Annotated in this window: 27 protein-coding genes; 11 read left to right on the forward strand and 16 right to left on the reverse strand. The window is 54.4% G+C overall.

Going from position 1 to position 21,902, the window contains the following annotated elements; translation table 11 throughout:
* Window positions 1-219: 219 nt before the first annotated feature.
* From IG168_RS08505 to IG168_RS08520, 4 genes are all read right to left on the reverse strand, one after another.
* Entirely contained in the window at window positions 220-501 is a 282-nt protein-coding gene (locus IG168_RS08505) for a hypothetical protein (protein ID WP_193163894.1), read from the reverse strand.
* A gap of 168 nt (window positions 502-669) precedes the next feature.
* Complete coding sequence (locus tag IG168_RS08510; protein WP_193163896.1) at window positions 670-1,041, reverse strand: hypothetical protein; 372 nt, start codon at window positions 1,039-1,041, stop codon at window positions 670-672.
* Between the two features lie 123 nt (window positions 1,042-1,164).
* Entirely contained in the window at window positions 1,165-1,551 is a 387-nt protein-coding gene (locus IG168_RS08515; protein WP_193163898.1) for a hypothetical protein, read from the reverse strand.
* A 174-nt stretch (window positions 1,552-1,725) separates the two neighbouring features.
* Window positions 1,726-2,259, reverse strand: coding sequence for a hypothetical protein (locus IG168_RS08520; RefSeq protein ID WP_193163900.1), 534 nt, complete (start codon window positions 2,257-2,259; stop codon window positions 1,726-1,728).
* Window positions 2,260-2,590: 331 nt separating this feature from the next.
* On the opposite strand from IG168_RS08520, the gene IG168_RS08525 reads away from it, so the two are divergent.
* From IG168_RS08525 to IG168_RS08540, 4 genes are all read left to right on the forward strand, one after another.
* Entirely contained in the window at window positions 2,591-3,571 is a 981-nt protein-coding gene (locus IG168_RS08525) for an integron integrase (protein WP_193163902.1), read from the forward strand.
* A 20-nt stretch (window positions 3,572-3,591) separates the two neighbouring features.
* Window positions 3,592-3,837, forward strand: a complete 246-nt coding sequence (locus IG168_RS20970) for a LysR family transcriptional regulator (RefSeq protein ID WP_193163904.1) — start codon at window positions 3,592-3,594, stop codon at window positions 3,835-3,837.
* Between the two features lie 13 nt (window positions 3,838-3,850).
* A complete protein-coding gene (locus tag IG168_RS08535; protein ID WP_193163906.1) occupies window positions 3,851-4,195 on the forward strand; it encodes a type 2 periplasmic-binding domain-containing protein in 345 nt (114 codons plus the stop codon).
* 573 nt (window positions 4,196-4,768) lie between these two features.
* Window positions 4,769-5,782, forward strand: a complete 1,014-nt coding sequence (locus tag IG168_RS08540) for a metallophosphoesterase family protein (protein WP_193163908.1) — start codon at window positions 4,769-4,771, stop codon at window positions 5,780-5,782.
* Between the two features lie 406 nt (window positions 5,783-6,188).
* Here IG168_RS08540 and IG168_RS08545 read toward each other — a convergent pair whose 3' ends face one another.
* Entirely contained in the window at window positions 6,189-6,908 is a 720-nt protein-coding gene (locus IG168_RS08545) for a methyltransferase family protein (RefSeq protein WP_193163909.1), read from the reverse strand.
* A 628-nt stretch (window positions 6,909-7,536) separates the two neighbouring features.
* Complete coding sequence (locus tag IG168_RS08550; RefSeq protein WP_193163911.1) at window positions 7,537-7,902, reverse strand: hypothetical protein; 366 nt, start codon at window positions 7,900-7,902, stop codon at window positions 7,537-7,539.
* A 348-nt stretch (window positions 7,903-8,250) separates the two neighbouring features.
* Between IG168_RS08550 and IG168_RS20630 the strand changes: the two genes are divergently transcribed.
* Entirely contained in the window at window positions 8,251-8,442 is a 192-nt protein-coding gene (locus IG168_RS20630) for a hypothetical protein (RefSeq protein WP_319024679.1), read from the forward strand.
* Between the two features lie 453 nt (window positions 8,443-8,895).
* Here IG168_RS20630 and IG168_RS08560 read toward each other — a convergent pair whose 3' ends face one another.
* The 9 genes from IG168_RS08560 to acnB form a co-directional block, all read right to left on the reverse strand.
* Window positions 8,896-9,348: a GNAT family N-acetyltransferase gene (locus tag IG168_RS08560; RefSeq protein ID WP_193163913.1), complete on the reverse strand. Its 453-nt coding sequence runs from the start codon at window positions 9,346-9,348 to the stop codon at window positions 8,896-8,898.
* A gap of 111 nt (window positions 9,349-9,459) precedes the next feature.
* On the reverse strand, window positions 9,460-9,750 hold the full coding sequence (locus IG168_RS20975) for a helix-hairpin-helix domain-containing protein (RefSeq protein WP_193163915.1): 291 nt from the start codon (window positions 9,748-9,750) through the stop codon (window positions 9,460-9,462).
* A gap of 110 nt (window positions 9,751-9,860) precedes the next feature.
* Window positions 9,861-10,244 carry a GFA family protein gene (locus IG168_RS21050; protein ID WP_449843658.1) on the reverse strand — a complete coding sequence of 128 codons (384 nt, stop codon included), beginning with the start codon at window positions 10,242-10,244 and terminating at the stop codon, window positions 9,861-9,863.
* A 114-nt stretch (window positions 10,245-10,358) separates the two neighbouring features.
* Complete coding sequence (locus tag IG168_RS08570) at window positions 10,359-11,240, reverse strand: sulfurtransferase (protein ID WP_193163917.1); 882 nt, start codon at window positions 11,238-11,240, stop codon at window positions 10,359-10,361.
* Window positions 11,241-11,390: 150 nt separating this feature from the next.
* Complete coding sequence (locus tag IG168_RS08575; RefSeq protein WP_193163919.1) at window positions 11,391-12,023, reverse strand: DUF6058 family natural product biosynthesis protein; 633 nt, start codon at window positions 12,021-12,023, stop codon at window positions 11,391-11,393.
* Window positions 12,024-12,123: 100 nt separating this feature from the next.
* Window positions 12,124-12,507, reverse strand: coding sequence for a DUF4260 domain-containing protein (locus IG168_RS08580; RefSeq protein ID WP_193163921.1), 384 nt, complete (start codon window positions 12,505-12,507; stop codon window positions 12,124-12,126).
* Between the two features lie 102 nt (window positions 12,508-12,609).
* Window positions 12,610-13,107 (reverse strand): hypothetical protein, encoded by a 498-nt coding sequence (locus IG168_RS08585; RefSeq protein WP_193163923.1) that lies wholly within the window; start codon window positions 13,105-13,107, stop codon window positions 12,610-12,612.
* Window positions 13,108-13,201: 94 nt separating this feature from the next.
* The gene (locus tag IG168_RS08590; protein WP_193163925.1) at window positions 13,202-13,567 is read right to left on the reverse strand and encodes a VOC family protein; all 366 of its coding nucleotides are present in this window, start codon (window positions 13,565-13,567) and stop codon (window positions 13,202-13,204) included.
* A 376-nt stretch (window positions 13,568-13,943) separates the two neighbouring features.
* Window positions 13,944-16,559: a bifunctional aconitate hydratase 2/2-methylisocitrate dehydratase gene (acnB, locus tag IG168_RS08595; protein WP_193163927.1), complete on the reverse strand. Its 2,616-nt coding sequence runs from the start codon at window positions 16,557-16,559 to the stop codon at window positions 13,944-13,946.
* A gap of 311 nt (window positions 16,560-16,870) precedes the next feature.
* Between acnB and IG168_RS08600 the strand changes: the two genes are divergently transcribed.
* The 5 genes from IG168_RS08600 to IG168_RS08620 all read left to right on the forward strand — a co-directional run bounded on the left by IG168_RS08600 (window position 16,871) and on the right by IG168_RS08620 (window position 19,878).
* Complete coding sequence (locus IG168_RS08600; RefSeq protein ID WP_193164036.1) at window positions 16,871-17,326, forward strand: DUF1289 domain-containing protein; 456 nt, start codon at window positions 16,871-16,873, stop codon at window positions 17,324-17,326.
* A gap of 95 nt (window positions 17,327-17,421) precedes the next feature.
* Window positions 17,422-17,844: a hypothetical protein gene (locus IG168_RS08605; RefSeq protein WP_193163929.1), complete on the forward strand. Its 423-nt coding sequence runs from the start codon at window positions 17,422-17,424 to the stop codon at window positions 17,842-17,844.
* An 11-nt stretch (window positions 17,845-17,855) separates the two neighbouring features.
* Entirely contained in the window at window positions 17,856-18,392 is a 537-nt protein-coding gene (locus IG168_RS08610; RefSeq protein ID WP_193163931.1) for a MerR family transcriptional regulator, read from the forward strand.
* Between the two features lie 146 nt (window positions 18,393-18,538).
* Window positions 18,539-19,447: a lipid kinase gene (locus tag IG168_RS08615; protein WP_319024680.1), complete on the forward strand. Its 909-nt coding sequence runs from the start codon at window positions 18,539-18,541 to the stop codon at window positions 19,445-19,447.
* Window positions 19,444-19,878, forward strand: a complete 435-nt coding sequence (locus tag IG168_RS08620; protein WP_193163933.1) for a hypothetical protein — start codon at window positions 19,444-19,446, stop codon at window positions 19,876-19,878. Before IG168_RS08615 ends, IG168_RS08620 begins: the two co-directional genes overlap by 4 nt.
* A 90-nt stretch (window positions 19,879-19,968) precedes the next feature.
* Here the strand turns inward: IG168_RS08620 and IG168_RS08625 are convergent, their stop codons facing one another.
* A complete protein-coding gene (locus IG168_RS08625) occupies window positions 19,969-20,892 on the reverse strand; it encodes a hypothetical protein (protein ID WP_193163935.1) in 924 nt (307 codons plus the stop codon).
* Between the two features lie 172 nt (window positions 20,893-21,064).
* On the opposite strand from IG168_RS08625, the gene IG168_RS08630 reads away from it, so the two are divergent.
* Window positions 21,065-21,814 carry an iron-containing redox enzyme family protein gene (locus tag IG168_RS08630; RefSeq protein WP_193163937.1) on the forward strand — a complete coding sequence of 250 codons (750 nt, stop codon included), beginning with the start codon at window positions 21,065-21,067 and terminating at the stop codon, window positions 21,812-21,814.
* The last annotated feature ends 88 nt before the right edge of the window (window positions 21,815-21,902 follow it).

The raw sequence follows: 21,902 nt of genomic DNA on the forward strand, positions 1-21,902 counted from the left end.
ATCAAGCCACTCCTCACGCATTAATTTAGTAAGTTCATCTATTTCTTGCTGGTATATTTCCATGCTCAGATTCTTGATAGTGCATAACGCCGCCAGCAGGGGCAGCTTACCTTGTGCGCGTGTTGCGCGAAACTGGGAGCACAGCGACCCGCGCAACACGTGCACAAGGTAAGCTGTCCCGCGGAGGGCCGAAGGCCCGGAGCATCCTGCCTGGCTTTGTTAAAACTCTTGGCCTGTATATTTCCACCAAGGTTTGTCGCCATCTAGTTTCCACCAATATGGCTCGTGGCTACCTTTAAACTGCTCCTCATAAATCTTAATTAGGCCAAGGAGCTCAATGGGATTATTTGCAACCACCTCTCTATCTTCTTTAACGGCACTCCATTCGTAAACTTCTTGCTCAGATGAAGTGGGTAATTTTCTAGTGGTTATCGCCCAGCCCCGTTTCTCAGCTATTCGTATCGCAGTACTGTATACATTTGGATTACTGACAATTGTCATGTGGATCCCGAGTTTTAACGCCCACAGCAGGGGCGGCTTAGTTTGTGCGCCCTTTGCGCGAAAATGGGAGCGAAGCGACCCGCGCAAATGGTGCACAAGGTAAGCCGTCCCGCGGAGGCCCGAAGGGCCGTAGCAAACTGCCTGTGATTGTTAGGCATGAATCACCCACTATGGCGGGATATTTACCTCCAAGCGAATAGGCCAACTTTCTCTTGGTGGTTTTGGAAACCTATTATTCGCAAACCAGATAGCTACGCACGATGAATAATGGTTTACGGGGCGCACCTCAACCATTTTAGCCTTGCCGTCCAGATCTATAGTAGCAACCAGCTGATAGTATCCCGAGGTTGATTTAATTTTTATTGAAGCCTGAAAGCACTCTCTATCGGCGTCCCACGTACTTTCCCGCACCAATTTCTCGTACTTCGTTCCCTCTGCAGATTGCATAGCCGCTTCAGCAAACAGAATTCGTGCGTCGAAGTTTTCAGCACAAACTGCACTTGAAAAGACAAGAAGTATCAGCAACCACAATAATTTCATACTGGCTATTGCCTAACGCCGCGCACAGGGGCGGCTTACTTTATGCGCGTTTTGCGCGAAAATGGGAGCGCAGCTACCAGCGCAAGACGTGCATAAAGTAAGCCGTCCCTTTGCTGCGCTTTGTTAGGGTGTAAAGGTCAATTTTAGCCCCCATAAGTGAGCTATTTCATTGATAAATTGTACGGAAACAGGCCCCAAGGCAGGGATCGCGTAGATTACCCCTCCACCTATATGCTTAAGTATCAATGCCTTGCGATTTTCTGGCTCGCATTTTAAAACGCGATCAGCGATGAGCAGAGAAACCATCCCTAAACCAAAAGTGCACCATACAGGCCAAAGAAAAACTCCCAGAAAAGGTATTGCATACCGATCTATCGATGGAACTAATAGCCCGGTCCCAGCGAGCGCTGCTAGAAAGCCGAGTAGAACTCCAGTCAGAACCCATGGTTTAAGTAATTTTTCAACCGGATCTGCAAAGAATCTTTGTTTAATTTTTATGACAACAAACACCCACACAATCCACAGGATGAATGCTAGCGCAATGTAAGGTATGGCAATCATGATCCCTAACGCCGCGCTCAGCCGCGGCTAACTTTGGGCGCTTTATGCGCGATAATGGGAGCGTAGCGACCGCGCATAAAGTGCACAAAGTTAGACGTCGGCCTGCAGCGTATTGTTAAGTTTTTACTCGCAGGTAACCTCGATGTAACGATCACCAGCCACTGTTTCTACCCTTACAAACGGCTTTTCAGATTTGGAAACAAACTCAGTTTTTGAGCCATCTCTAAGCCATAACTCATGTGATACGGTTTTCTCTAAATCATTTCCAACATTGAAGAATTCACCATTTTTAAAAATGGTACATTCTTCCGTAAATATCTTTACCACTGGGTAATTTTTACGAAACCAATACTCAACATATACAAAAATTTTTCCATCATCCGAAAGGTATCCTTCAGAATAGCCGCTTGGATCATAAGGGCGAGACCAAATCGGAACTTGATTGGGGCCAGGAACCGGATGTTGAAACGCTTTGTATATGGATAGCGTCCATGTGTCTTCCCACGGATACTTTGCGCTTTCGTTGTAGTCCCTACTCAAAAACGCCGCCCACTTACCATTGTGGGAAGTAACTTTATAGTTGTCCCAATCCGGAGGTTGATCAGAATAAGCGACCAACGGAAAGAACATTAATATAAGCAATATGCGTGTTTTCATGAGAACTTAACAGTTATATCGTGGTCCTCACGACCGATAGTACCTTGAAAAATATTCAAGGCTGAAATTGACGTCAGAATGTCCGCAATCGCCCGTGCCGTCAAGGCGCTGCATATTTTGATACCTTTGTACCAATTCTTCGTATTGATCACCCCGACGGATATCACCGTTTCGCCTTACTTACGTAGGTTATTGATATTTATCTAATTTTTTGGCTTTTCTAGTCAATCACAAGAATATCGGTCGCCGGGGCCGGATTATCTGGGCTAACTTGGTCATTTTTTGCCTTGTAGTGTATAAATATACAGTTCTCACGTATGGAGGAGTGATCATGGAAGATATCCCCGTGCCGATCCCGGCGAGGCCGGTGCGCTTTATGGACCGCCTGCGGGCGTTTATGAGGGCGCGGCACATGGCTTATCGAACGGAGAAAACCTATTGTCGGTGGATTCTGGATTTTATCCGGTTTCACCAAATGCGGCGCCCCGAGGAGCTGGGGCCGCCAGAGATTGAAGCTTGGCTGGCATACCTGGCAGGGCATCGCTCGGTGGCTATCAATACCCAGAAGACGGCTTTGAATGCTGCCGTGTTTCTGTATCGCCAGTTTCTGGGTATCGATATCGGCGAGTTGCAGTTTGATAGGGCCAGTAAAGGCCGGCGGTTACCGGTGGTGTTTAGCCATGGGGAAGCAATGGCCGTGATTGAAAGATTGAACGGGCACCACAAGTTGGCTGTATCGCTGATGTATGGTTCGGGCTTGAGGGTGATGGAGGCTGCTCGGCTCCGAGTGCAGGATGTGGACTTCGAGCAGCAATGTCTGTTGGTCCGGGAAGCGAAAGGAGAAAAGTGGCGGCGTACTCTGCTGCCGAAGTCCCTGGTCGAGACTTTACACGCCCAGATTGAATTGGCGTTGGCTCTCCACCGGCGCGATCTTGAAGAAGGTTATGGGGAGGTGTATTTGCCCTTCGCGCTGGCCAAAAAGTATCCGAGGGCTGCCCGAAGCCCCGGATGGCAGTATGTGTTTCCCGCCGCTGAAAGATCACTCGATCCGCGTAGTGGCATGATGCGGCGCCATCATATTGGCGAGCAGCAGGTGCGTAGGGCGGTGGCGCGGGCCATGGCGGACGCGGGCATCCGGAAGAGGGCGAGCTGCCATACTTTTCGGCATTCTTTTGCCACTAAATTGTTGGCTTCCGGTACTGATATTCGAAACATCCAGGAGTTACTGGGGCACAGTGATGTCAATACGACGATGATTTACACCCATGTGATCGGTGTGCATGAGCGGGGCGTGGTCAGCCCGATGGATTGAGCTATGTAAGGGGTGTCTGAATGCAACTGAGTAAGCTCGGCCTGAATCTATTTGTGGTCTTCGACACCATTTACAGCGAGCAGAGTGTGACGCGGACCGGGGAAATACTGTGTACCAGCCAACCGGTCGTGAGTAATGCGTTGTCGCGGTTGCGGGCAATGTTGGCCGATCCACTCTTGTGCGCAGTAATCTGCGTATGCTACCGACGCCAGCGCTGGCGTGCTGTTGTCAGACCCCGATCTATGCTCTTAGTTGTTGTTTCGTGATCGCTATATCTGTGTGATCCGGCATGACCATCCGTGGGTCGATGAGCAACTGGATCTGGAAAGCTATCTCGCACTGGAACATGTTCATGCCAGTAGTCGCCGCACGGGGCTGGGTTATGTTGGCCTGACCCGGAGAAAGCTTGGGCGCGAGCGCAATATTGCCCTGCTGATACCGGACGCCTGGAGATCTTCTCGGTGGTTGCGGAGTCGGATCTGGCAGCGACCGTGCTCTATTCGCTGGCAAAAATACTACGATGTCTGGACCCCTGAGCTGCCGTTCAAGGTGCCGATGGCCGAGGCGTTTCTTTACTGGCACAAGAGTGTGGAACACGATAAAGCGAGTCAGTGGTTAACTTAGGAGAACATTGCCTATATTGCCGAGCAAGCCGGTGCTAACTAAGGGCGGGTGTTGCCCAGATGTTGGCAGCAATGGACGGTGTCATTGGCGATATCTCATATTCGGACTGAGCAGAGGTCGTGTTAGGTTACGACTGGTAGCCCGAAGGTTCAACGTCAAAGAAGACCCTTGCAGACGATTGTATCTCTTGTGAGGAGTTCACCAGTCCCATGTTTTCAATGCACATTGAAACTCGGATTCAGGTTATAGCCTCTGCTATGCGGACAAGGGAAGTGTTGTTCAATTTTAGGGGTTACGACCTTTGGAATCCGACGTCTAAAGAGTTTGTTGGGGAGTGTGTAGTAGGCCAACCGATCAGGTTCAAGGTCCAGCGTTCCGAGCAAATGCAGCTGTCCCTCATTCAGCCGTGTCGAGCCAGGGCGTGACCTGTGTTGGGCTGGTGGCCTCCGCTGGTGGTGAAGGGCGAGAGCGAACCGGATCTCCTCACTATGATCGCTGCGATGAAAAATGGAGCTACATAAGGCCCTCTGTAATTGAAGCATAGTAATTATTGGATTGGCATAGAGAAAAATCATGATAATTAAATTGTTAAAGTCTATTGCCAGACGGCATGCACTCGTTACCATCGTGTTGGGTACTGTTTTGGTACAGGCTGGTCATGCCGGCCCGGCTTTTGAGTCGGATTCCCCGGCGTATGCACCCAAACCCTGGACACAAAAGGACTTCCAGAACGACCCCAATGACTTTCGGTTCCTGGTTATAGGTGACCGTACCGGTGGTGAGCGTTTGGGCATATTTGACAGGGCAATGGATAAAGCCAACCTGTTTCAACCCGAGTTTGTCATGTCTATCGGTGACCTGATCGAAGGCTACACCAGTGATCTACCAAAGCTGGACAGCATGTGGAGCGAACTGGATGAAAAAGTTAGTCGCCTGGATATGCCGTTCTTTCGTGTGATAGGCAATCACGACCTGGGCAACGACACCATGCGCAAGGTATGGGAGAGTCGGTACGGGCCAACCTATTATCACTTCAAATACCGTGATTGCCTCTTCTTGGCGCTCAACAGCGAGGATCCGCCGAATCTGGTGGATCCAGAATTCGAAAAGGATCTGGTTAAGTACAACAGGCTCAAGGTCACTGATCCAGAAGCCGCGGCGGTTATGCTAGCGGAGTTCATGAAGAGCGACCGCTTGAAAAGCTACCGCAAGCCGGCGAACTTCAGCGACGACCAGGTGGAATACGTTCGCAAGGTGCTGTCGGAAGACAAGGATGCACGTTGGACATTTGTCTTTTTCCATCAGCCGGCCTGGGAAAATCCCTCGGAAAACTTTGTGAAAATAGAAAACCTGCTGCGGGAGAACGAGCGACAATACACGGTCTTCGCTGGGCATATGCACTACTACAAACACGAAGAGCGATTTGGCCGTGACTATATCCGGATGGGTACCGTCGGTGGCTCCTTCCACAAGGATGGGCCCGGCAACGTCGATCATCTGACCTGGGTTACGATGAAAGATGGCGGTCCCGTGATCGCAAACATCAAACTCGATGGGATATTCAAAAAGGATGATCTGAAAGACTGATTCTCCTTGCCTAAAGCACTCCCCTTTGACAGGGGAGCGTTTTTGAAGAGTTGGTGCCAGGATCGAATTGGCACCATTCCGGCGACGACTTCCCCGTATGCGGAGAGGCGTCTGACGCCAAAGCAAAGCGGGCGCCAGAAGAGGCTGCTGAAATGAAGGCGATCCTGGCGGGGCTGGTGTCATGTCGCTCAAAAGAGCAGTCTGGCAGTTGCCCCAGTTGTTGCCGTTCAAAGAGGGCGGATCAGCCTGAAACTGATCCGCCAGCAGAGTAGGCCGAAGCGAGGCGTGGGTCTTCCTGCGGTGGTCCCGACAGGGGCTGAGGTAACTGTTTACCTTTGTTATGCGGCGTGGAGCCCTCTCGGTTTGACCTCAATCCCTGATCTGCGACACCCACCACTCAGATCCGTCAATATATCCCCGGGATCAACCGATAGCGCACCCGTCGTGAATAGTCTCGATAGCCTGGCAACTCTTCCTGTAAAGTTCGGTCTTCAAGTGCCGTTCTGATAACCGTGATGATTGTTGCCACCGCCGCAGGGATCAATGTCCATAGCGAATTCAGAGCAAGAACGATACCGAACAGAGCAAGAATATTCCCGGCATAACCCGGATGCCGCAAAAACTGGTAGGGGCCACTGTCACACACCACATGCCCCCGATCCGTCTGAATGCGTACCACGCTGTAGAAAAAGCGGTTTTCAGCCAAAGCCCATACAGCGAAAGCGTATCCGAGCGAGATAAAAATAAAGCCAACCACGATGAGCCAAAGCGGAAATTCGAAGGACCAGTTATAGCGGTGGTCCAGCCCCGCTACCATGACCATAGGAAACCCGATACTTATGGCCATCAGCGGTGCAAGCACTTTGTCCCAGGTTTTCGCGTTTTGGATATTTTCAATACTTTGTCTTTCGGCCATTAATCCTGGATGTCGTTGTTCCGCCCATATACGGCCACCGATTCCAGCAGCCAGGATCAGCATGGAATATAGCCATGCCTGCCACCAGCCGAGATCCCCACTGCATATAAATAAAATCAGCGGGATTAGGAGATACACAACAATTAGCCTGACCCACTGGCGAGTGGATGCTTTTTGAACTGCCCCTTTATTAACCCTCTTTGCTGACATGTCATTCCCCAAAGTAAGAGGGATTTGAGTATGCGCCTAACCCTGAGCACCGCTGCGCCTTGTTATGTGAATGCGGGCTCAACCCGGTCCAACCAATTGGGCGAGAAGGATAGCCGTGCCAAACAACGATACAAGCCCAACTACAGAGACAATAAAATTGGTTAGGCTGGATGCCAATTTATGCTCAGTGATGGATTCCTGGGGTAAGTTGCCAAAACTGATTGCTCGACAAACAGGCCACCCAGCATACCAAGCAATAGTCTCAAAACAGAGCTCCCAGATTAGCCAAATCAAAGAACGAATAACAACGCTGACTATTCTGAGTAACCCTTTAAACGCTCCTTCAGCTAACTCTTCCAATGAGTAATTTCCCTAAGATACATAACGTCGCGCGCTGCGATAATTTTGAAGCTCAATGTGAAAATTGTTCGACAGCTGCGCTTTGTTAACCATTATTTTCGCCATACCTTTACCAAGGCTCTGGCGCATTATCCAAATACAATATACGAAACAGTTGGCCGCCGCCTTCTTCGCTCATTTCCCCAATACCAAACCTTCTGCGGTTCTTATGCTCCATTTCACCCAAATTTTATTCTGTGCGTGTCCAGACGAACAACGGCTACGGGAGTCAGACGCCTGTTTTTCGCCACCCGCGCGTCTCCATGCACTGAACATACATGGTGTCGCGCTGGATTTTTAGCTTGTTAAGAGATTCTGTATCTTTCATATATTTCTGTTGCTGGAAACTTCTGTCGGTTTGCGCAACAACTGAGTAGTACCCGCCGTCGTGCCCGCTGTACGGTTCTGAATAAACACCGAAAACCGGGCTTTCCCCGAATACGGAGAGAGTTGCATCCACACACTCGCTTTTGTCCTGTGCAAACAGAGCATCCCGCGCGTTTTCAGGCAGTTCGTTTCGAGTGAAATTCATGGTCGGGTTATAGGTTGCACATCCCGTAGTGGAGAGGATTATTATTGAAATCGCGATCCGCATTCAGAGTTGCCTTTTCTTAAAACTGCAAAAGGCTACAGATTCTGAACTAACTATCAACGTAATTCCAGAGTCTTCTGTATATAACCGCTCAATCTGCGACGTCATTGCCTCAACAATCGATGCCTGATCGCGGACACTTGCCAGTGAACTTAGCTTTCCAAACGCGGGACATCAGTGGGACTAGGTTATTGGCAGGGTACTGACCTGGTGTTTCTGGGGTAATTTTGGCGATTCTGGACATCCACCAAGTAAAAAGCACGCGCGGTTCCCGCTATACCACCCCAGAAGCGCGCAGCGCATGCGCACCGAGCGAAATACCTTTCGGAAGAGGAGCGCCCGCGGGTCACCCTGGCAGTCAGCGACGCGGCCAAACTCGGCGACCGCTCGAAAAAGGCCGACTATATCTACGGCAAGAAACGCCTGCGCGAAATCGACAGCCGCGAGCACTTTTTGATCAAGCGGTTGGAAGGTATCGCCTTGGTCGACCGGCTGCAGCACTTTGTTAGCGAGATGCTTGCTCATAACTGTATAGCTCGCTAGGACTTGGGAGTTCTGAGGGAGTTTCAGCTCCATCGACTGAGCATACCTCTATACCGCCTAAATGACCGTTCGCCATGAATAAAAAGCAGCCCATGTGGTTGTTGCTTTTTGACTTGTACAAATAGTCAGCAACTACAGTCACACCGTCTTTAACAGAATTTGGCTTCCCGTCTATAGAAAAATCTATGCTCGCACAGCCACACTTGCAGGTAGATGCAACCTCCAAATTTGGTACCTCATTCAAGGGCACCGGTGTTGAAATAGTTAAATTATTTGCGAGCCACACCAAAAGCTCACGTTCTCTTTCCGATAACGGGCGATTAATTTTTGAATTTATGTGCGCCATCGCCGAATTTTCTATTGTGTGTTAACGCCTGACTCAGTTGAGTCGTGTAGTTTACGATTTCAACTGAAATCGCTTGTTAAATCTGGCCACTGGCCAGAATTTTCAGTTCATCCCCCCGCCACTCGCCGAATCTCCATATGCTCTAGAACATGAGACTTAATGGATTCATAAAATCCATTATTCATAGTTTTGTCCTTTACAACATACCATTCAATTCGTGTGCAACCGGAATCCGAGGCCATAGATGCCAATTTCGACATGGCGCTTCGAGCAACTCCGTTTCTTCTGTACTCTGGGCTTACATATATTGCCTGCATATACATCTCTCTCTGACCAGTAAAAGTTGCCCATTTCCAGCTATAGATCAAAAAGCCAGCTACCTTCTCATCGACTAGAATTAGCATTGCATAGGCCACCGGCTGATCAGAGAAGATATTTGTAAGCAAATCGCTTTCTGTGGTCCGGATCTCCGCAACGCCATCACTATGACCTAGATCATGCAGCATCTTCAGGATACAAGAGGAATCCTCACGCTTGGCCTTTCTTAATTTAATACTCATATCTAAAAAATAATTTAACGCTTAGCGAAGGGGCTGGCGCTGTGGCGCCAGTCCCGCGGAGCGCCCGATAGGGCGCGGAGCAAAGTTGCGCGGCTTGTAGGCATGCTGAAATCACTTTGGGTCGAGAGCATTTTTACGCTCCGGTGTATACGCCCACCAAGGCTTAGCCTCCTCACCACCCATGAAACGAGTAATTGATATAAACACATCAATTACACAAGGGTCATGTTTGTGTCCAGTCGTACTGCAGAGTTCTTCGTACATTTGGTATGGGTCACGCCCCACAAGATCTTTTGGGCTCGCGATACCAAGCAATTGCAAGTCAGAGGCGCCGGCCTTTCCAATATTAGGGAGGTCAGTCAACTTCATGGTTCTGCTGCGATCAACTTTTGCTGGATTCATGGGGTGTCAGCGCCTGAGTTAAGCCGTGCCGCGAAGCGGCGTCGGCTTGGACGAATTGTTAGGCGGCACCTGTGAGATTCTGAGCGCCGAATGCAAGAAGTGGTAAGTGTTCAATCCAGGAATTTCCATGTATCTGCCCCATCGAACTGCCTGACCACAACCGACTCCAGGAGCTGGGGTTCAAAGTTCCTCAGGTTCACTCCATGACGAGCGCCGGGGGCGGGTTCGAGCGGCTCCCAGTGGGTGACGATCCCGCAGGTCTTACACCGAACGTTCTTCAGAGTCCGGTCACCCCAGATGTAGCTTTCGGTATTCTCGGGGTGGCCCTGGACGAAGACAGTGCCTAGTTCGTAGTAGGCCCATATACCTCCCGTGCGCCGGCATAACGAGCAGTTGCAACTCGTCGCCGTTTCGGGCGCCGCCGGTAGCGTAATGCGGACCGAGCCGCAGTGACATGAACCGTGCAGTGGTAGTGGAGGATGTTTGTGATTCATAGGAATACGCCGTTGGTTTTTGTCCCGCCTAACGCCAAAGCTCACCGGCAGCAATGTAGCGTAGCGGATTTATCGTCCGGTGAAGCGCCTTGCTAGGAGGCGTACGTGTGAGCGTCATTCTCCAAGCTCAAGGGGCAAGTTGCGATCTGCCGACCACTCGATGAGCCCTCCGTCGTAAACGGCGACGTTCCGATGTCCCAGCAAGTGGAGAACAAACGCATCGCTCGAAGAGGCAATGCCACCGCCACAGTAGGTAATAACGCGCTCGGCCTCCAGCATTGGACGAAACAGCTTGCGCAGCTCTTCAACCGGGCGATAGCGCATCGTCTTCCGGTCGAGGATTTCCCATGCCGTCACGTTTTTTGCACCTGGAATATGCCCTCGCGCCCCATATTCCTTACGCTCACCACGATGCTGCCGCCGGCCGAGTGCATTCACGAGGCACGTCGTCGAGTCGTCAATCGCGGTCAGCACCTCCCCTTTGTCAGCGATGAGCTCCGGCCGGACGCGCGGGGTGAACGTGGCAGCCGGGTACGCGCAAGGTTTCGAGGAGACCGGACGGTCTTCAAGCCGCCAGGCCGTCCACCCACCGTTCAGTACCGCCGCGTCGTCGAATCCAAACGTGCGGAGCATCCACCACAATCGAGCAGCCCACATGTTTTCCCGCGCATCGTATAGCACGACACGTGTGCCGTCTCCGATGCCAAGGCGGCCCATGTGGTCGGCGAACCATTCCGCAGTTGGCATCGTGAACGTGTAGGAAGGCCGTTCGGGATCCGATATCTTCAGGAGGTCTGCGAACGCTGCGCCTGGAATGTGGGCCCGCTCAAATCCACGTCTACCGCTCTTAACGCGCGGGAACGGCCAGAGCTTGACCTGCACCGTTGCGTCCACCACGCGCAGGTCGGGATCATCTAGGTGTTCCTCCAGCCACGCCGGCTCAACGAGCGGATGGTGTGTGCCTGTTTCGGGCATGCGCGTATGGGACTCACTCATGGCTATCTCCCGGTGATTCCGTGCAGGTGTCTTAACGCAGACTAACGCCGCGATCAGGCGCGGCCAAGTTTTTTCACCTTTTACGCAATAATGGGATTGTAGCGACCGCGCAAAAAGTGCACAAATCTGGCCGTCGGCTGCATTGCCTGGTTAGGCTCTGTCCACGACTGGCCGTAAATCATCAACAAGACGTTTTCTACTACTCCGCTCATATTCAGCGGGCGAAAAGGGCATTGCTGATTCGGCGTAGTCGTCGATAAGCTTAAGAAGATCCTCTTTTGAGATGCCAGCAGGTGAGGGTAGATTACCATTTTCGGTAATTTCCACGAGCTTTTCCTGGAGTATTTCTTTCCTTGCAATACTGGCTCCATTTGAAGGGTCGGCGATGCAAAGACCAAAGGTTCCATTAAAAAAATAGGGCAAGTAGCCTTGTATTTTCGATTCGATAATTTTCTCTGATTCGCAATGGCGTTCTAGGGCGCCTCGGAGTTCTTTTGTTAGCTCCGCTATAACAGTTGATCGCTCCGATCCGAAGGGGGCTCTATTGGCGATATGTGCCCATCGCACGCACTCTGGCCTGAAGTACTCTCCCGTAAGTGGTTCACTGATTGGAGTTCTACCAAATATTTCAGAGTAAATCGAGTCGCCGTCACATGTATACGTAGCGCTGGGAATTGCCTTGTCTGCGATGAGTTGATCAAGCCTATCAATCGATATTCCCGCCAGCATGGTGAAAGTGTTTTTCTCGACGAAATACTTCCGTAAATACACCCCTAATAACATTACTTCCTCCAAAGCTTAACGACGACAACACGGGTCGAATGAAGCGTAGCGTAAGGATTTTCGCGCCCCAGCTTGCTGGGGCCAAATGTGATTGGCTTTGTTATGCATTTTTAACCTTGCCAATTTTACCCAAGTGCGTGTAACCAAAACCTTTACTGTATTTCAGGCCATAACCTAGTGCCCTATCAAAACCGATGTGGGCAACCCATATGAGGCCTATAAGTTGCGAAATGGAATTATCTACGAACAAGCTAAGGCTCAAGAATAGAGAAGGCCCAATAAGTGAGTGTGCGCAATTATAAGCGATGGCTCCAATTCTATCGCTGATCAAGTAACCTAAAAAAGAAATATCCGGAACGAGAAAATAGATAAAGAAAGTCTCCCATCCATAATTCTGAAAATGGTACATACATGTCGAAAGAAGTAAGATCGCCAATCCTTCAACACGCAAAACCCACTTAACTTTTCCTTCAACATAACTCATCAGATTGTATCTACCCTTCTTATGCATGACGCCGCGATCCGGGGCAAACCGAAGCGCGGCGTAGGTTTGTCCCTAGCAGCGCTTTTTTTAGGGATTTCCTGATCATAGAGATTGCCTAAAGCCTGTAATCATTTTTTCTGTGCACTCCACATATTTTGCAAACAATTCGGTTAGCCCTGAAATATTTGGAAGCTTCACTCTTTTTGCAAACTCGATTGCTTCGTTTATTTCTTTTTCCTCTCCGCCTAACTCCCACGTATGAAGCTCGATCATCTTAAATATTGCCTGATCTATAGAGTCGAGTGACTCATAATCACTGGGACACTCTATCTTGAAGAAGACCAGTTTGTTGGAGAGTAAATCTAGCGCATATATCTCTTCGGAAAACTCCCAGAGAGGCAGAAGTTCTCTATTTCCAAGCTCTGGCCAATCGCCAGGGTTTTCTGGATAGCCTTTAGAATAGAAATACTGCGGCAATTCAAAATAACGAGAAAACGCACCTAATTCCTCATTTTTCAGCAATAGCTCAGTGACCTCAGGCCTCCAAGATAGGTCCCGTATCGTTTCTTCTCTTTTATCTTCAGGTACGCTCATATTCACCTTGGGGCCCTAGCGTCCGCAGCCACCGGCGCACGCGGGTAACGGCGGTTGATGAGCGGCCACGCTCGCGGGCGCGTATGCTTGGGCTGCGTTGTCAGGGTGCAGTCGCCCGCTCGTGTTGCAGAATGTTGATGAGCTTTCCGAAAGGGTCGCGAACGTAGAAGCGCTTAACCCCCCAAGGCTCGCTGACGGGCCCATACTCGATTGGCACCTTCGCCTCCTTGAACCGTGACAATGCAGATTGGATGTCATCAACCTCGATGGATAGATCGGGTACAGGAGTCCCCGAGCCGCCTTCAGACCCGAAACTCACTTGAACAGTCATCGTTGCATCTGAGCCGTACGTCTTGAACCAGCCGTGATCCATCAGGAGTTCGAGGCCCAATATGTCCATATAAAAGGCCTTCGCTTTGCTGGGGTCAGATGTCGCAGTATTGGCCATGATGCGCTTAACCTTCATATTTCACCGGTCCTTTCCTCATGCACCCTAACAGTTTTATCCATACGCCATAGGCAACTTATCATCTTGGCCTGTGTTCACCAAACGGTTGTATGGCCTTTGGGGAATAACGCATTGAAAAACAATGAGTTACGGAAAGCTGCACAATATTAACCAGCTGCAAAAGAAGCCTGTCGCTTGTGTTGCAGGCGAAAGTGCGGGTTTCTTTGAGTCGGGCAGCCTCTTTTAAAATCAATGGATTACGAGATTCTTTTCCGTGCACACAAGCCCGCGGCTTCTGAAAAAGGGTGGATTCGCGGGTTAAGAGTGATGTTTCGGGCATAAAAAAAGCCCCGCCGGTAAGGGCGGGGCTTTTGAAGAGGTTCAGGGTAACTGATTAAACAGCAACGTCCTGAATCTCAACCGCGGCAATGCGCTTGCCTTCTTCGGCAGATTTCTGGAATTCCTCAATCTGGTCGAAGTTCATGTAGCGGTAGATCTCCGCGGCCATGGAGTTGATGTTTTTCGCATACTCCAGGTACTCGGCCGGGGTGGGCAGCTTGCCGAGGATGGCACCCACGGAGGCCAGTTCCGCAGAGGTCAGGTACACATTGGCACCGTCGCCCAGGCGGTTGGGGAAGTTGCGGGTAGAGGTGGACAGCACGGTGCTGTTCGCCGCTACGCGCGCCTGGTTACCCATGCACAGGGAGCAGCCGGGCATTTCGGTGCGGGCACCGGATGCGCCGTAGATGTTGTAGTAGCCTTCTTCCATCAGCTGGTGCTCGTCCATCTTGGTAGGCGGTGCAATCCACATGCGGGTGGGGATGCTGCCCTTGTGCTGGTCGAGCAGTTTACCGGCGGCACGGAAGTGACCGATGTTGGTCATGCAGGAGCCGAGGAACACTTCGTCGACTTTGTCGCCGGCCACTTCAGACAGCAGGCGCGCGTCGTCCGGGTCGTTCGGGGCGCAGACGATCGGTTCCTTGATTTCGGCCAGGTCAATCTCGATGACTTCGGCGTACTCGGCGTCTTTGTCCGCTTCCATCAGTTCCGGGTTGGCCAGCCACTCTTCCATGGCGCGCGCGCGGCGTTCCAGGGTGCGGGCGGAGCCGTAACCTTCGGCGATCATCCAGCGCAGCAGGGTGATGTTGGAGCGCAGGTACTCGGCGATGGTCTCTTCAGACAGCTTGATGGTACAGCCGGCAGCAGAGCGCTCGGCGGAGGCGTCGGACAGTTCGAACGCCTGTTCCACGGTCAGGTTGTCCAGGCCCTCGATCTCGAGGATGCGGCCGGAGAAGGCGTTTTTCTTGCCTTTCTTCTCCACGGTCAGCAGACCCTGCTTGATGCCGTAGTAGGGGATCGCGTGTACCAGGTCGCGCAGCGTGATGCCGGGCTGCATTTCACCCTTGAAGCGCACCAGTACGGATTCCGGCATATCCAGCGGCATAACGCCGGTGGCTGCGGCAAATGCTACCAGGCCGGAACCGGCCGGGAAGGAGATGCCCATCGGGAAGCGGGTGTGAGAGTCGCCACCGGTGCCCACGGTGTCGGGCAGCAGCATGCGGTTCAGCCAGCTGTGAATGATGCCGTCCGCCGGGCGCAGGGAAACGCCGCCGCGGTTCATGATGAAGTCCGGCAGTTTGTGCTGGGTGTCGATGTCCACCGGCTTCGGATAGGCAGCGGTGTGACAGAAAGACTGCATCACCAGGTCGGCCTGGAAGCCGAGGCAGGCGAGGTCTTTCAGTTCGTCGCGGGTCATCGGGCCAGTGGTGTCCTGGGAGCCGACAGTGGTCATCTTCGGCTCGCAGTAGGTACCCGGGCGCACGCCGTCCATACCGCAGGCCTTGCCGACCATTTTCTGGGCCAGGGTGTAGCCCTTACCGGTGTCGTTCGGCTGCTCGGGCAGGCGGAACAGGTCGGAAGTTTCCAGACCGAGGGATTCGCGGGCCTTGGTGGTGAGGCCGCGGCCGACGATCAGGTTGATACGGCCACCGGCCTGTACTTCGTCCAGCAGAACGTCGGACTTCAGTTCGAACTCAGACAGTACCTTGCCGTCTTCGGCCAGGATTTTGCCTTCATAGGGGCGGATCTCGATGATATCGCCCATGTTCAGCTCGTCCACCGGCGCTTCGAATACCAGCGCGCCGGCGTCTTCCATGGTGTTGTAGAAGATCGGCGCCACTTTGCTACCGATACAGATGCCGCCGGCCTTCTTGTTCGGTACGCCCGGCATGTCTTCGCCGAAGTACCACAGTACGGAGTTGGTGGCGGACTTACGGGAAGAGCCGGTGCCGACTACGTCACCGATGAAGGCAACGGGCAGGCCCTTGGCTTTGACTTCTTCGATCTGCTTCAGCGGGCCGGTTACGCCGGGCTCTTCTGGCTCCAGGCCGTCGCGCTTCATCTTGTACATGGCCAGCGCGTGCAGCGGGATGTCCGGGCGGGACCAGGCGTCCGGGGCCGGGGACAGGTCGTCGGTGTTGGTTTCGCCGGTAACCTTGAAGACCGCAACCTTGATGCTTTCCGGCACTTTCTTGCGCTTGGTGAACCACTCACCGTCGGCCCAGGACTGGATCACTTCCTTGGCTTTCTCATTGCCGGCCTTCGCTTTCTCTTCCACATCGTGGAAAGCGTCGAACATCAGCAGGGTGCCTTTCAGCTGCTCGGCGGCAAGACCGGCGAGCTCGCCGTCGTCCAGCAGGTCGACCAGGGTGGAAATGTTGTAGCCGCCCAGCATCATACCGAGCAGTTTGGTCGCGTGTTCGCGATCGATCAGCGGGCACTCCGCCTCGCCCTTGACGATGGCCGACAGGAAGCCGGCTTTAACGTATGCCGCTTCGTCGACACCCGGCGGTACGCGGTGGGTCAGCAGCTCAACCAGTTCCTGTTCTTCGCCGGCTGGGGGATTCTTCAACAGCTCGACCAGCCCGGCCACTTGTTCGGCATCTAAAGGCTTGGGCGGAATACCCTGTTCGGCGCGTTCGGCGACGTGTTTGCGATAGGCTTCAAGCACGGATAAGTCCCTCTTACTATGTGGGGTGGCACCAACAGCTGGCGGAAATCCCGGTTAAATTTTTCTTGCCGCCGGGATGTTTGCTCACGGGCCGCTGGAGGCGGGTGGCGAATTCTACCGCAACGGCGAATTACTGTTAAGTTTATTGAAAAATCAATAACTTAAGCGAATTTTGATTATTTGTTTGGTGAATTGTGGTCGATTTCTGAGCGATGCGCTTCCTTTCGGAATCCAAACAAAATAGTCTAACGGCGCAAAGAGTCCCACCTGAATTTCCGGCAGATGAAGCCGATAGCTGAATTGGTCGATTGATGTACAAAAAAGTGCGCACCCCCTGTATTGGGGTTTGCTCCACCGGTATTGGCGATAATGTCTGTCGCGGCTGCAAGCGCTTCGCCCACGAAGTGATCGACTGGAATGCGTATTCCGAGGATCAGCGCCGGGTGATTGCCGAGCGCCGCGAGGGCTACCTGGTCAATGCTGTGCGCAGCCAGCTCGAGATCGTCAATCAGTCGCTGCTACTGGCGCAGCTGCGTCACCAGCAGATCCGCTTTGACGAGGACCAGAATCCCTACTGCTGGGTGTTCGAACTGTTGCGCGCCGGTGCCAGCCAGATCGACAACCCGGCGGACTACGGCCTGCAACCAACTCCGCAGGCGCGCGGTGTCTCGCTGGTGGAGCTACGTTGGCGCATCGACGAGGATTTCTATGCTCTGTCGGTGGCCTACTATCAGCGCTTTGTCGCGCCCGGCCTGCAGACTGCCTGACCGGTTCGGGATCCGCAGCTTTCGCTCCTGCCGCGCTTGACCCGTCTACAGCTTCACCCTCGAAACTGGCCGCGGTTCCCAAGCTGACGAGAGTAATGATGCAACTCGACGACGAAACTTTTCTGGCCCGCTTCCGTAACCAGACACTGAGTCCCGAACAATTCGGCCACCGCGCGCACCTGCGCATGGCCTGGCTTTACCTCAAGCGCTATCCATTGGCAGATGCCTGCGCATACATGTGCGCTGATACCCGCGCCTTTGCCGAATCTCTCGGCGCGCCGGGAAAATACCACCACACGGTAACCGAAGCCCTGATGCGGATTGTCGACCTGCGTACGCACGCCGATACTTCCAAACCGATGGATAGCTTCGAGGATTTTCTCGCCGCCAATCCGGATTTGCAGGCCGACGCCCGCGGCCTGCTGGCGCGCCACTACAGCGACGAGTGCCTGAATTCCGATACCGCCCGGGTTCGCTGGGTGGAGCCGGACCTGGTGCCGATCGATCGCGCGGAATAGCGGCTTCCACGATGCTGACAATCACCGCCTTTGCAAAGCGCTTCAATCTGTCTCGCTCCACGCTGCTCTACTATGACCGTATTGGTCTACTCGAGCCGGCGGGTACCAATGCGGCCGGATACCGGCTCTATGGCGATGCGGAGTTGCGGCGCATGGAGCGTGTTGAAACCTTTCGCAGCGCCGGCCTGCCGCTGGAAGCCATCCGGGAAATTCTCGATGGCGAGTCCGGGGGCAAAGTGGAGATTGCACTGGAGCGACAGCTGGCGGCGCTCAACGACGACATCGCGCGACTGCGCGCGCAGCAGAAGCTGGTGGTTCAGCTGCTGGGGCGGGAGGTGACCAGTGACCGGCATGTAGACGTGGCCCAGTGGGTGGCGATGCTGGAGGAGGCGGGCGTCGACAGTGCCGGTCGAAAGCGGTGGCACGCGGCATTCGAGCGCGATGCGCCGGAAGCGCACCGGGAGTTCCTGCAATCGCTGGGGCTCAGTGAGAAAGAGATTGCGGATATCCGCCACCGCTCGCGGAAAGACACGCAACGGCAACGATAACTTTTTTGGTATTCACTCCCTGGGTAGCGCCCCGCATTGGATCCGGTGGTTATCGCGAATGCTGTGCGGAATTGTTAGAGTCTCATCCACAATTTAACCGCTCGGCGGCCGGAGGATAGGCTATCAATCAGCAGACAGATCTGGCGATACGCGCGCTACTGGTACTCAATCCGTCGAGCCGCAGTGGCGCTGAAGCGGACCTGGATTCCGGTATCGCTTCGCTGCGCAGTGCCGGCATGCACGTGGACATACTGCGTTCCGGCGGTCCGCAGGAAACCGATGCTGAAATTCGCCGGCGCCGCGAGTCACTCGACTTGGTTATCGTCGGTGGGGGCGATGGCACCATCAGTTCCACCGCGCGCACCCTGTACGAGTGCCAGCTGCCACTGGCAATTCTGCCCCTGGGCACCGCGAATGATCTCGCCCGCTCTCTGGGAATCGACGACCTGCAGCAGGCGTTCGCCGTCATCAAGGCTAATCACCGCCGCGCCATCGACCTGGGCTCGGTCAACGACAATCTGTTTTTCAATGTTGCGCATATGGGGCTCGGTGTCAGCGTGACCGAAGAGCTTGATGATGAGGCCAAGAAGCGCTGGGGTGTTTTCAGTTATCTGCGGGCCTTTTTTTCCGCGGTTGCGCGCACCCGTCAGTTCCGCGTACAGATAACCGCAGACGGCGATCACTATACGCAGCGCTCGATCCAGCTGGCGGTGGGCAACGGCCGCTACTACGGGGGTGGCAACGTGGTGCACGAGTCCGCCCGTATCGACGATGCTAGACTGTGCCTGTACAGCCTGCGGCCGCAGGGCGTGTGGGAACTACTGACCCTGGCTCCGCTGTTACGCGGCGGCAAGCATAATCTGGCGCGGCGGGTCTTTACCCTGTCGGGCGAGCAGATAGAAATTGTTACCCGTCCCGCGGGAATGGAAATTCACGCAGATGGCGAGCCGACAACCCGCACGCCGGCTGTCTTCAAGGTATTGCCGGGAGCGCTGGAAGTCGTTGTTCCCCGCGATGCATCGGAACTTTCCGAACAGGAAACCGCAAACTCATGACACTACTGCGCAGCGAACGCGAAGCCGCCCTGAACGATCTGCATGTTTCGCTGAAACAGAGCGCTGATCATTTCCGTGATGCGACCGAATTTCTGCAGGACGATACCGCCAGCGCACTCTGCCGGACCCTCGCCGTCGAACGCGACGAACTGGCCGATGACGTTGCTGCGACCATTCGTGCCGACGGCGAGCTGCCGTCGGCGCCGGACCCGGACCGCGAAACCGGCGAACAGCTGTTAAATCGCCTGCAGGGGCTCTTCTCTGCGGATCAGACGCGCGAAATACTGCAGCAGCGCTGTGAAGCGGAGCGGGAACTGCTGGCCTTTTTGCGCGGCGATGAACTGGCGCCGCTGCGGGACAAGGACGAGGCGCTGTTGCAGCGGTGTTGCCGCAGTGTCGAATCGGCCATCGACCGGCTAAAGGGCGGTTGAACTCTTAGTGGTGCGATACTTGATTCGTCCGGCGCCTGCTTTGGCTGGAGAGAAAATTTCATCGATAAAGCCGGATTGAATCCGGCTTTTTTATTCGGCGCTGTGCAAGTGGACCCGCAGGGCGGGTAGGAATGGCTCTTTTCCCAGAGTCAGGTCACGGCGCTGACGCCGGCGGCCAGCGCCGGGCTCGTGATCCACGCGGGTGAAGTCTGGCAGCTGTCCGGCATCATCGCCCGGCACCAGTACCGGCATAGCGGCGTAGCCCACCTGGCGATAAATCTCTTCTTCTTCCGAATGGAAAATTTCGGCCACCTGCAGGTTGGGCCGACTCTGCACCTGCACCTGGCGGAGGTCGTCGCGCTGGCTTTGCCGCAGCCCGGCGAGCAACTGCCGCTGGTACTGGATGCCGGTGTCTTCGCCGTGCGGATCCAGTTGCACCAGCTTCCTCTCACACCAATCCACAGTCACCTTGCGAATCGACTTGCGCGCCTTGATCCACGACAGCGCAATGGCATCCGGGCGGGCAGGGCAGAGCAGTACCTGGCGGTAACACTGCCGCAGGTGGGCGCGCGGGTGCCCGGCGTCCGCCAGCGTTTCGCGCAGGCGGCGGTCGCGTTCGGCGGCTGACCTTGGGCCCAGTGCGCCCCGGTAATCGGCCACGGCGCGGGCGAAAGCGTCTTTGTCCCTGTTCAGCTGTTCGGCCAGCGCGATTGTCGCGGAGGGAACGCCGAGTAAACCGGGGATCTGCAGTGTCGCGCGTGCGTCTCCGCCCGGGGCGATATCGGTGTAATCCAGTTGCGCAAACAGGGCACCGGCGAGGGCGTGGGGCCGCTCGAAGCCTCCGCCGAGCTGCTCGGCGGCATCCACTGCATAGCGCGGCTGCAACAGGTAGGACTGCCAGTGTCTGGGGGCGTCCTGTAGCTGTTCCAGGTTCTGTCGCAGGGCGCGGGCGCTGTCGTGTAACTCATGGAGCCGCTGCTGTAGTTGTGCGCCGCATCGGGCTGCGTCATTCATCGCCTTCGTTCCGTGGATTGACTGAATAGTTCTCATCATATTCCACTTATTAAGTCGTTATCAAATTGCGCTTAACACACCCTAAATCCCAGCCCGAGCCACGCCCACGCCTCGGTTAACCAGTGGCGGGGGCGACTACCGGGTAGCGGCTGCGCGCCCTAATATTGGCGCTATGAACCGCTCTGAATTCAAGGATTCCCTGCTGCGCGTGATGGAGCGCAAGGTCCACTGGGCGTGGCCGGCCTTTACTGCCGGCATGGTGCCCAGGGACCTGCTGCATATTCATCTGGAGCAGGAATACGCGACCTATGTGCGCGATTTCCCCGTGCTGCTGGGCAGGGCCTATGTGCAGTGTCCCAACCCCCACGTCCGCCAGGCGCTGGCGGAAAACATTTACGAAGAAGAAACCGGGAAACTGAGTGGCAGCGGCCCCCATCCGCAGTTGTTTCTGGAATATCCGCGCGGTCTGGGTATGAACCTGGATCGCTTCAAGCACGTCCAGCTGTTGCCGGCGGCCGCGGAGTTTCGCGCATTGCTGGACGAGACCACCACCGGGCATGGGTGGGCGGTAGCCACGGCCGTGACGACGCTGTTCCTGGAGGGAACCGAATTTGAGCGGGGCGAGCTGGATCCCGGCTATCCGCGCCGGCCTCGGCCGGCACTGCGCGACCACCCGCTGGTAAAACACTACGATCTGCCGCTGGAATGCCTGGCCCTGCACCGGGTGCACCGCGCCGTGGAGGGCGGCCATCGCAAGGCAGCCTGGCACCTGATGCTGGATTACGTCGACGAGCGGGAGCGCCCGGCGGTACTGCACTGGATGGGCCAGGTTCTGCACGCGTGGCTGCACTATCGCGACGAAGTGGCGGAACACTGTGGTCTGGAGCAACTGGCGCAGCACCAGGTCCGCAAAGCCGGTTGAGGGGGCAAGGGAAGTAGGGCGGTTGGCCATTCCAGCACGGCGGCCGTTATAATCTCGCGCCTCGAATTACCCATGACCTCAGCGATTG

This window comes from Microbulbifer hainanensis, assembly GCF_014904735.1.
Lineage (GTDB): Bacteria > Pseudomonadota > Gammaproteobacteria > Pseudomonadales > Cellvibrionaceae > Microbulbifer > Microbulbifer hainanensis.

Coding starts and splice junctions, on each gene's coding strand:
- IG168_RS08505 (WP_193163894.1), bottom strand. CDS start 501: ATGACAATTGTCAGTAATCCAAATGTATACAGTACTGCGATACGAATA.
- IG168_RS08510 (WP_193163896.1), bottom strand. CDS start 1,041: ATGAAATTATTGTGGTTGCTGATACTTCTTGTCTTTTCAAGTGCAGTT.
- IG168_RS08520 (WP_193163900.1), bottom strand. CDS start 2,259: ATGAAAACACGCATATTGCTTATATTAATGTTCTTTCCGTTGGTCGCT.
- IG168_RS08525 (WP_193163902.1), top strand. CDS start 2,591: ATGGAAGATATCCCCGTGCCGATCCCGGCGAGGCCGGTGCGCTTTATG.
- IG168_RS20970 (WP_193163904.1), top strand. CDS start 3,592: ATGCAACTGAGTAAGCTCGGCCTGAATCTATTTGTGGTCTTCGACACC.
- IG168_RS08540 (WP_193163908.1), top strand. CDS start 4,769: ATGATAATTAAATTGTTAAAGTCTATTGCCAGACGGCATGCACTCGTT.
- IG168_RS08545 (WP_193163909.1), bottom strand. CDS start 6,908: ATGTCAGCAAAGAGGGTTAATAAAGGGGCAGTTCAAAAAGCATCCACT.
- IG168_RS08550 (WP_193163911.1), bottom strand. CDS start 7,902: ATGCGGATCGCGATTTCAATAATAATCCTCTCCACTACGGGATGTGCA.
- IG168_RS08560 (WP_193163913.1), bottom strand. CDS start 9,348: ATGAGTATTAAATTAAGAAAGGCCAAGCGTGAGGATTCCTCTTGTATC.
- IG168_RS20975 (WP_193163915.1), bottom strand. CDS start 9,750: ATGAATCCAGCAAAAGTTGATCGCAGCAGAACCATGAAGTTGACTGAC.
- IG168_RS21050 (WP_449843658.1), bottom strand. CDS start 10,244: ATGAATCACAAACATCCTCCACTACCACTGCACGGTTCATGTCACTGC.
- IG168_RS08570 (WP_193163917.1), bottom strand. CDS start 11,240: ATGAGTGAGTCCCATACGCGCATGCCCGAAACAGGCACACACCATCCG.
- IG168_RS08575 (WP_193163919.1), bottom strand. CDS start 12,023: ATGTTATTAGGGGTGTATTTACGGAAGTATTTCGTCGAGAAAAACACT.
- IG168_RS08580 (WP_193163921.1), bottom strand. CDS start 12,507: ATGAGTTATGTTGAAGGAAAAGTTAAGTGGGTTTTGCGTGTTGAAGGA.
- IG168_RS08590 (WP_193163925.1), bottom strand. CDS start 13,567: ATGAAGGTTAAGCGCATCATGGCCAATACTGCGACATCTGACCCCAGC.
- IG168_RS08600 (WP_193164036.1), top strand. CDS start 16,871: ATGTACAAAAAAGTGCGCACCCCCTGTATTGGGGTTTGCTCCACCGGT.
- IG168_RS08605 (WP_193163929.1), top strand. CDS start 17,422: ATGATGCAACTCGACGACGAAACTTTTCTGGCCCGCTTCCGTAACCAG.
- IG168_RS08610 (WP_193163931.1), top strand. CDS start 17,856: ATGCTGACAATCACCGCCTTTGCAAAGCGCTTCAATCTGTCTCGCTCC.
- IG168_RS08620 (WP_193163933.1), top strand. CDS start 19,444: ATGACACTACTGCGCAGCGAACGCGAAGCCGCCCTGAACGATCTGCAT.
- IG168_RS08625 (WP_193163935.1), bottom strand. CDS start 20,892: ATGAATGACGCAGCCCGATGCGGCGCACAACTACAGCAGCGGCTCCAT.
- IG168_RS08630 (WP_193163937.1), top strand. CDS start 21,065: ATGAACCGCTCTGAATTCAAGGATTCCCTGCTGCGCGTGATGGAGCGC.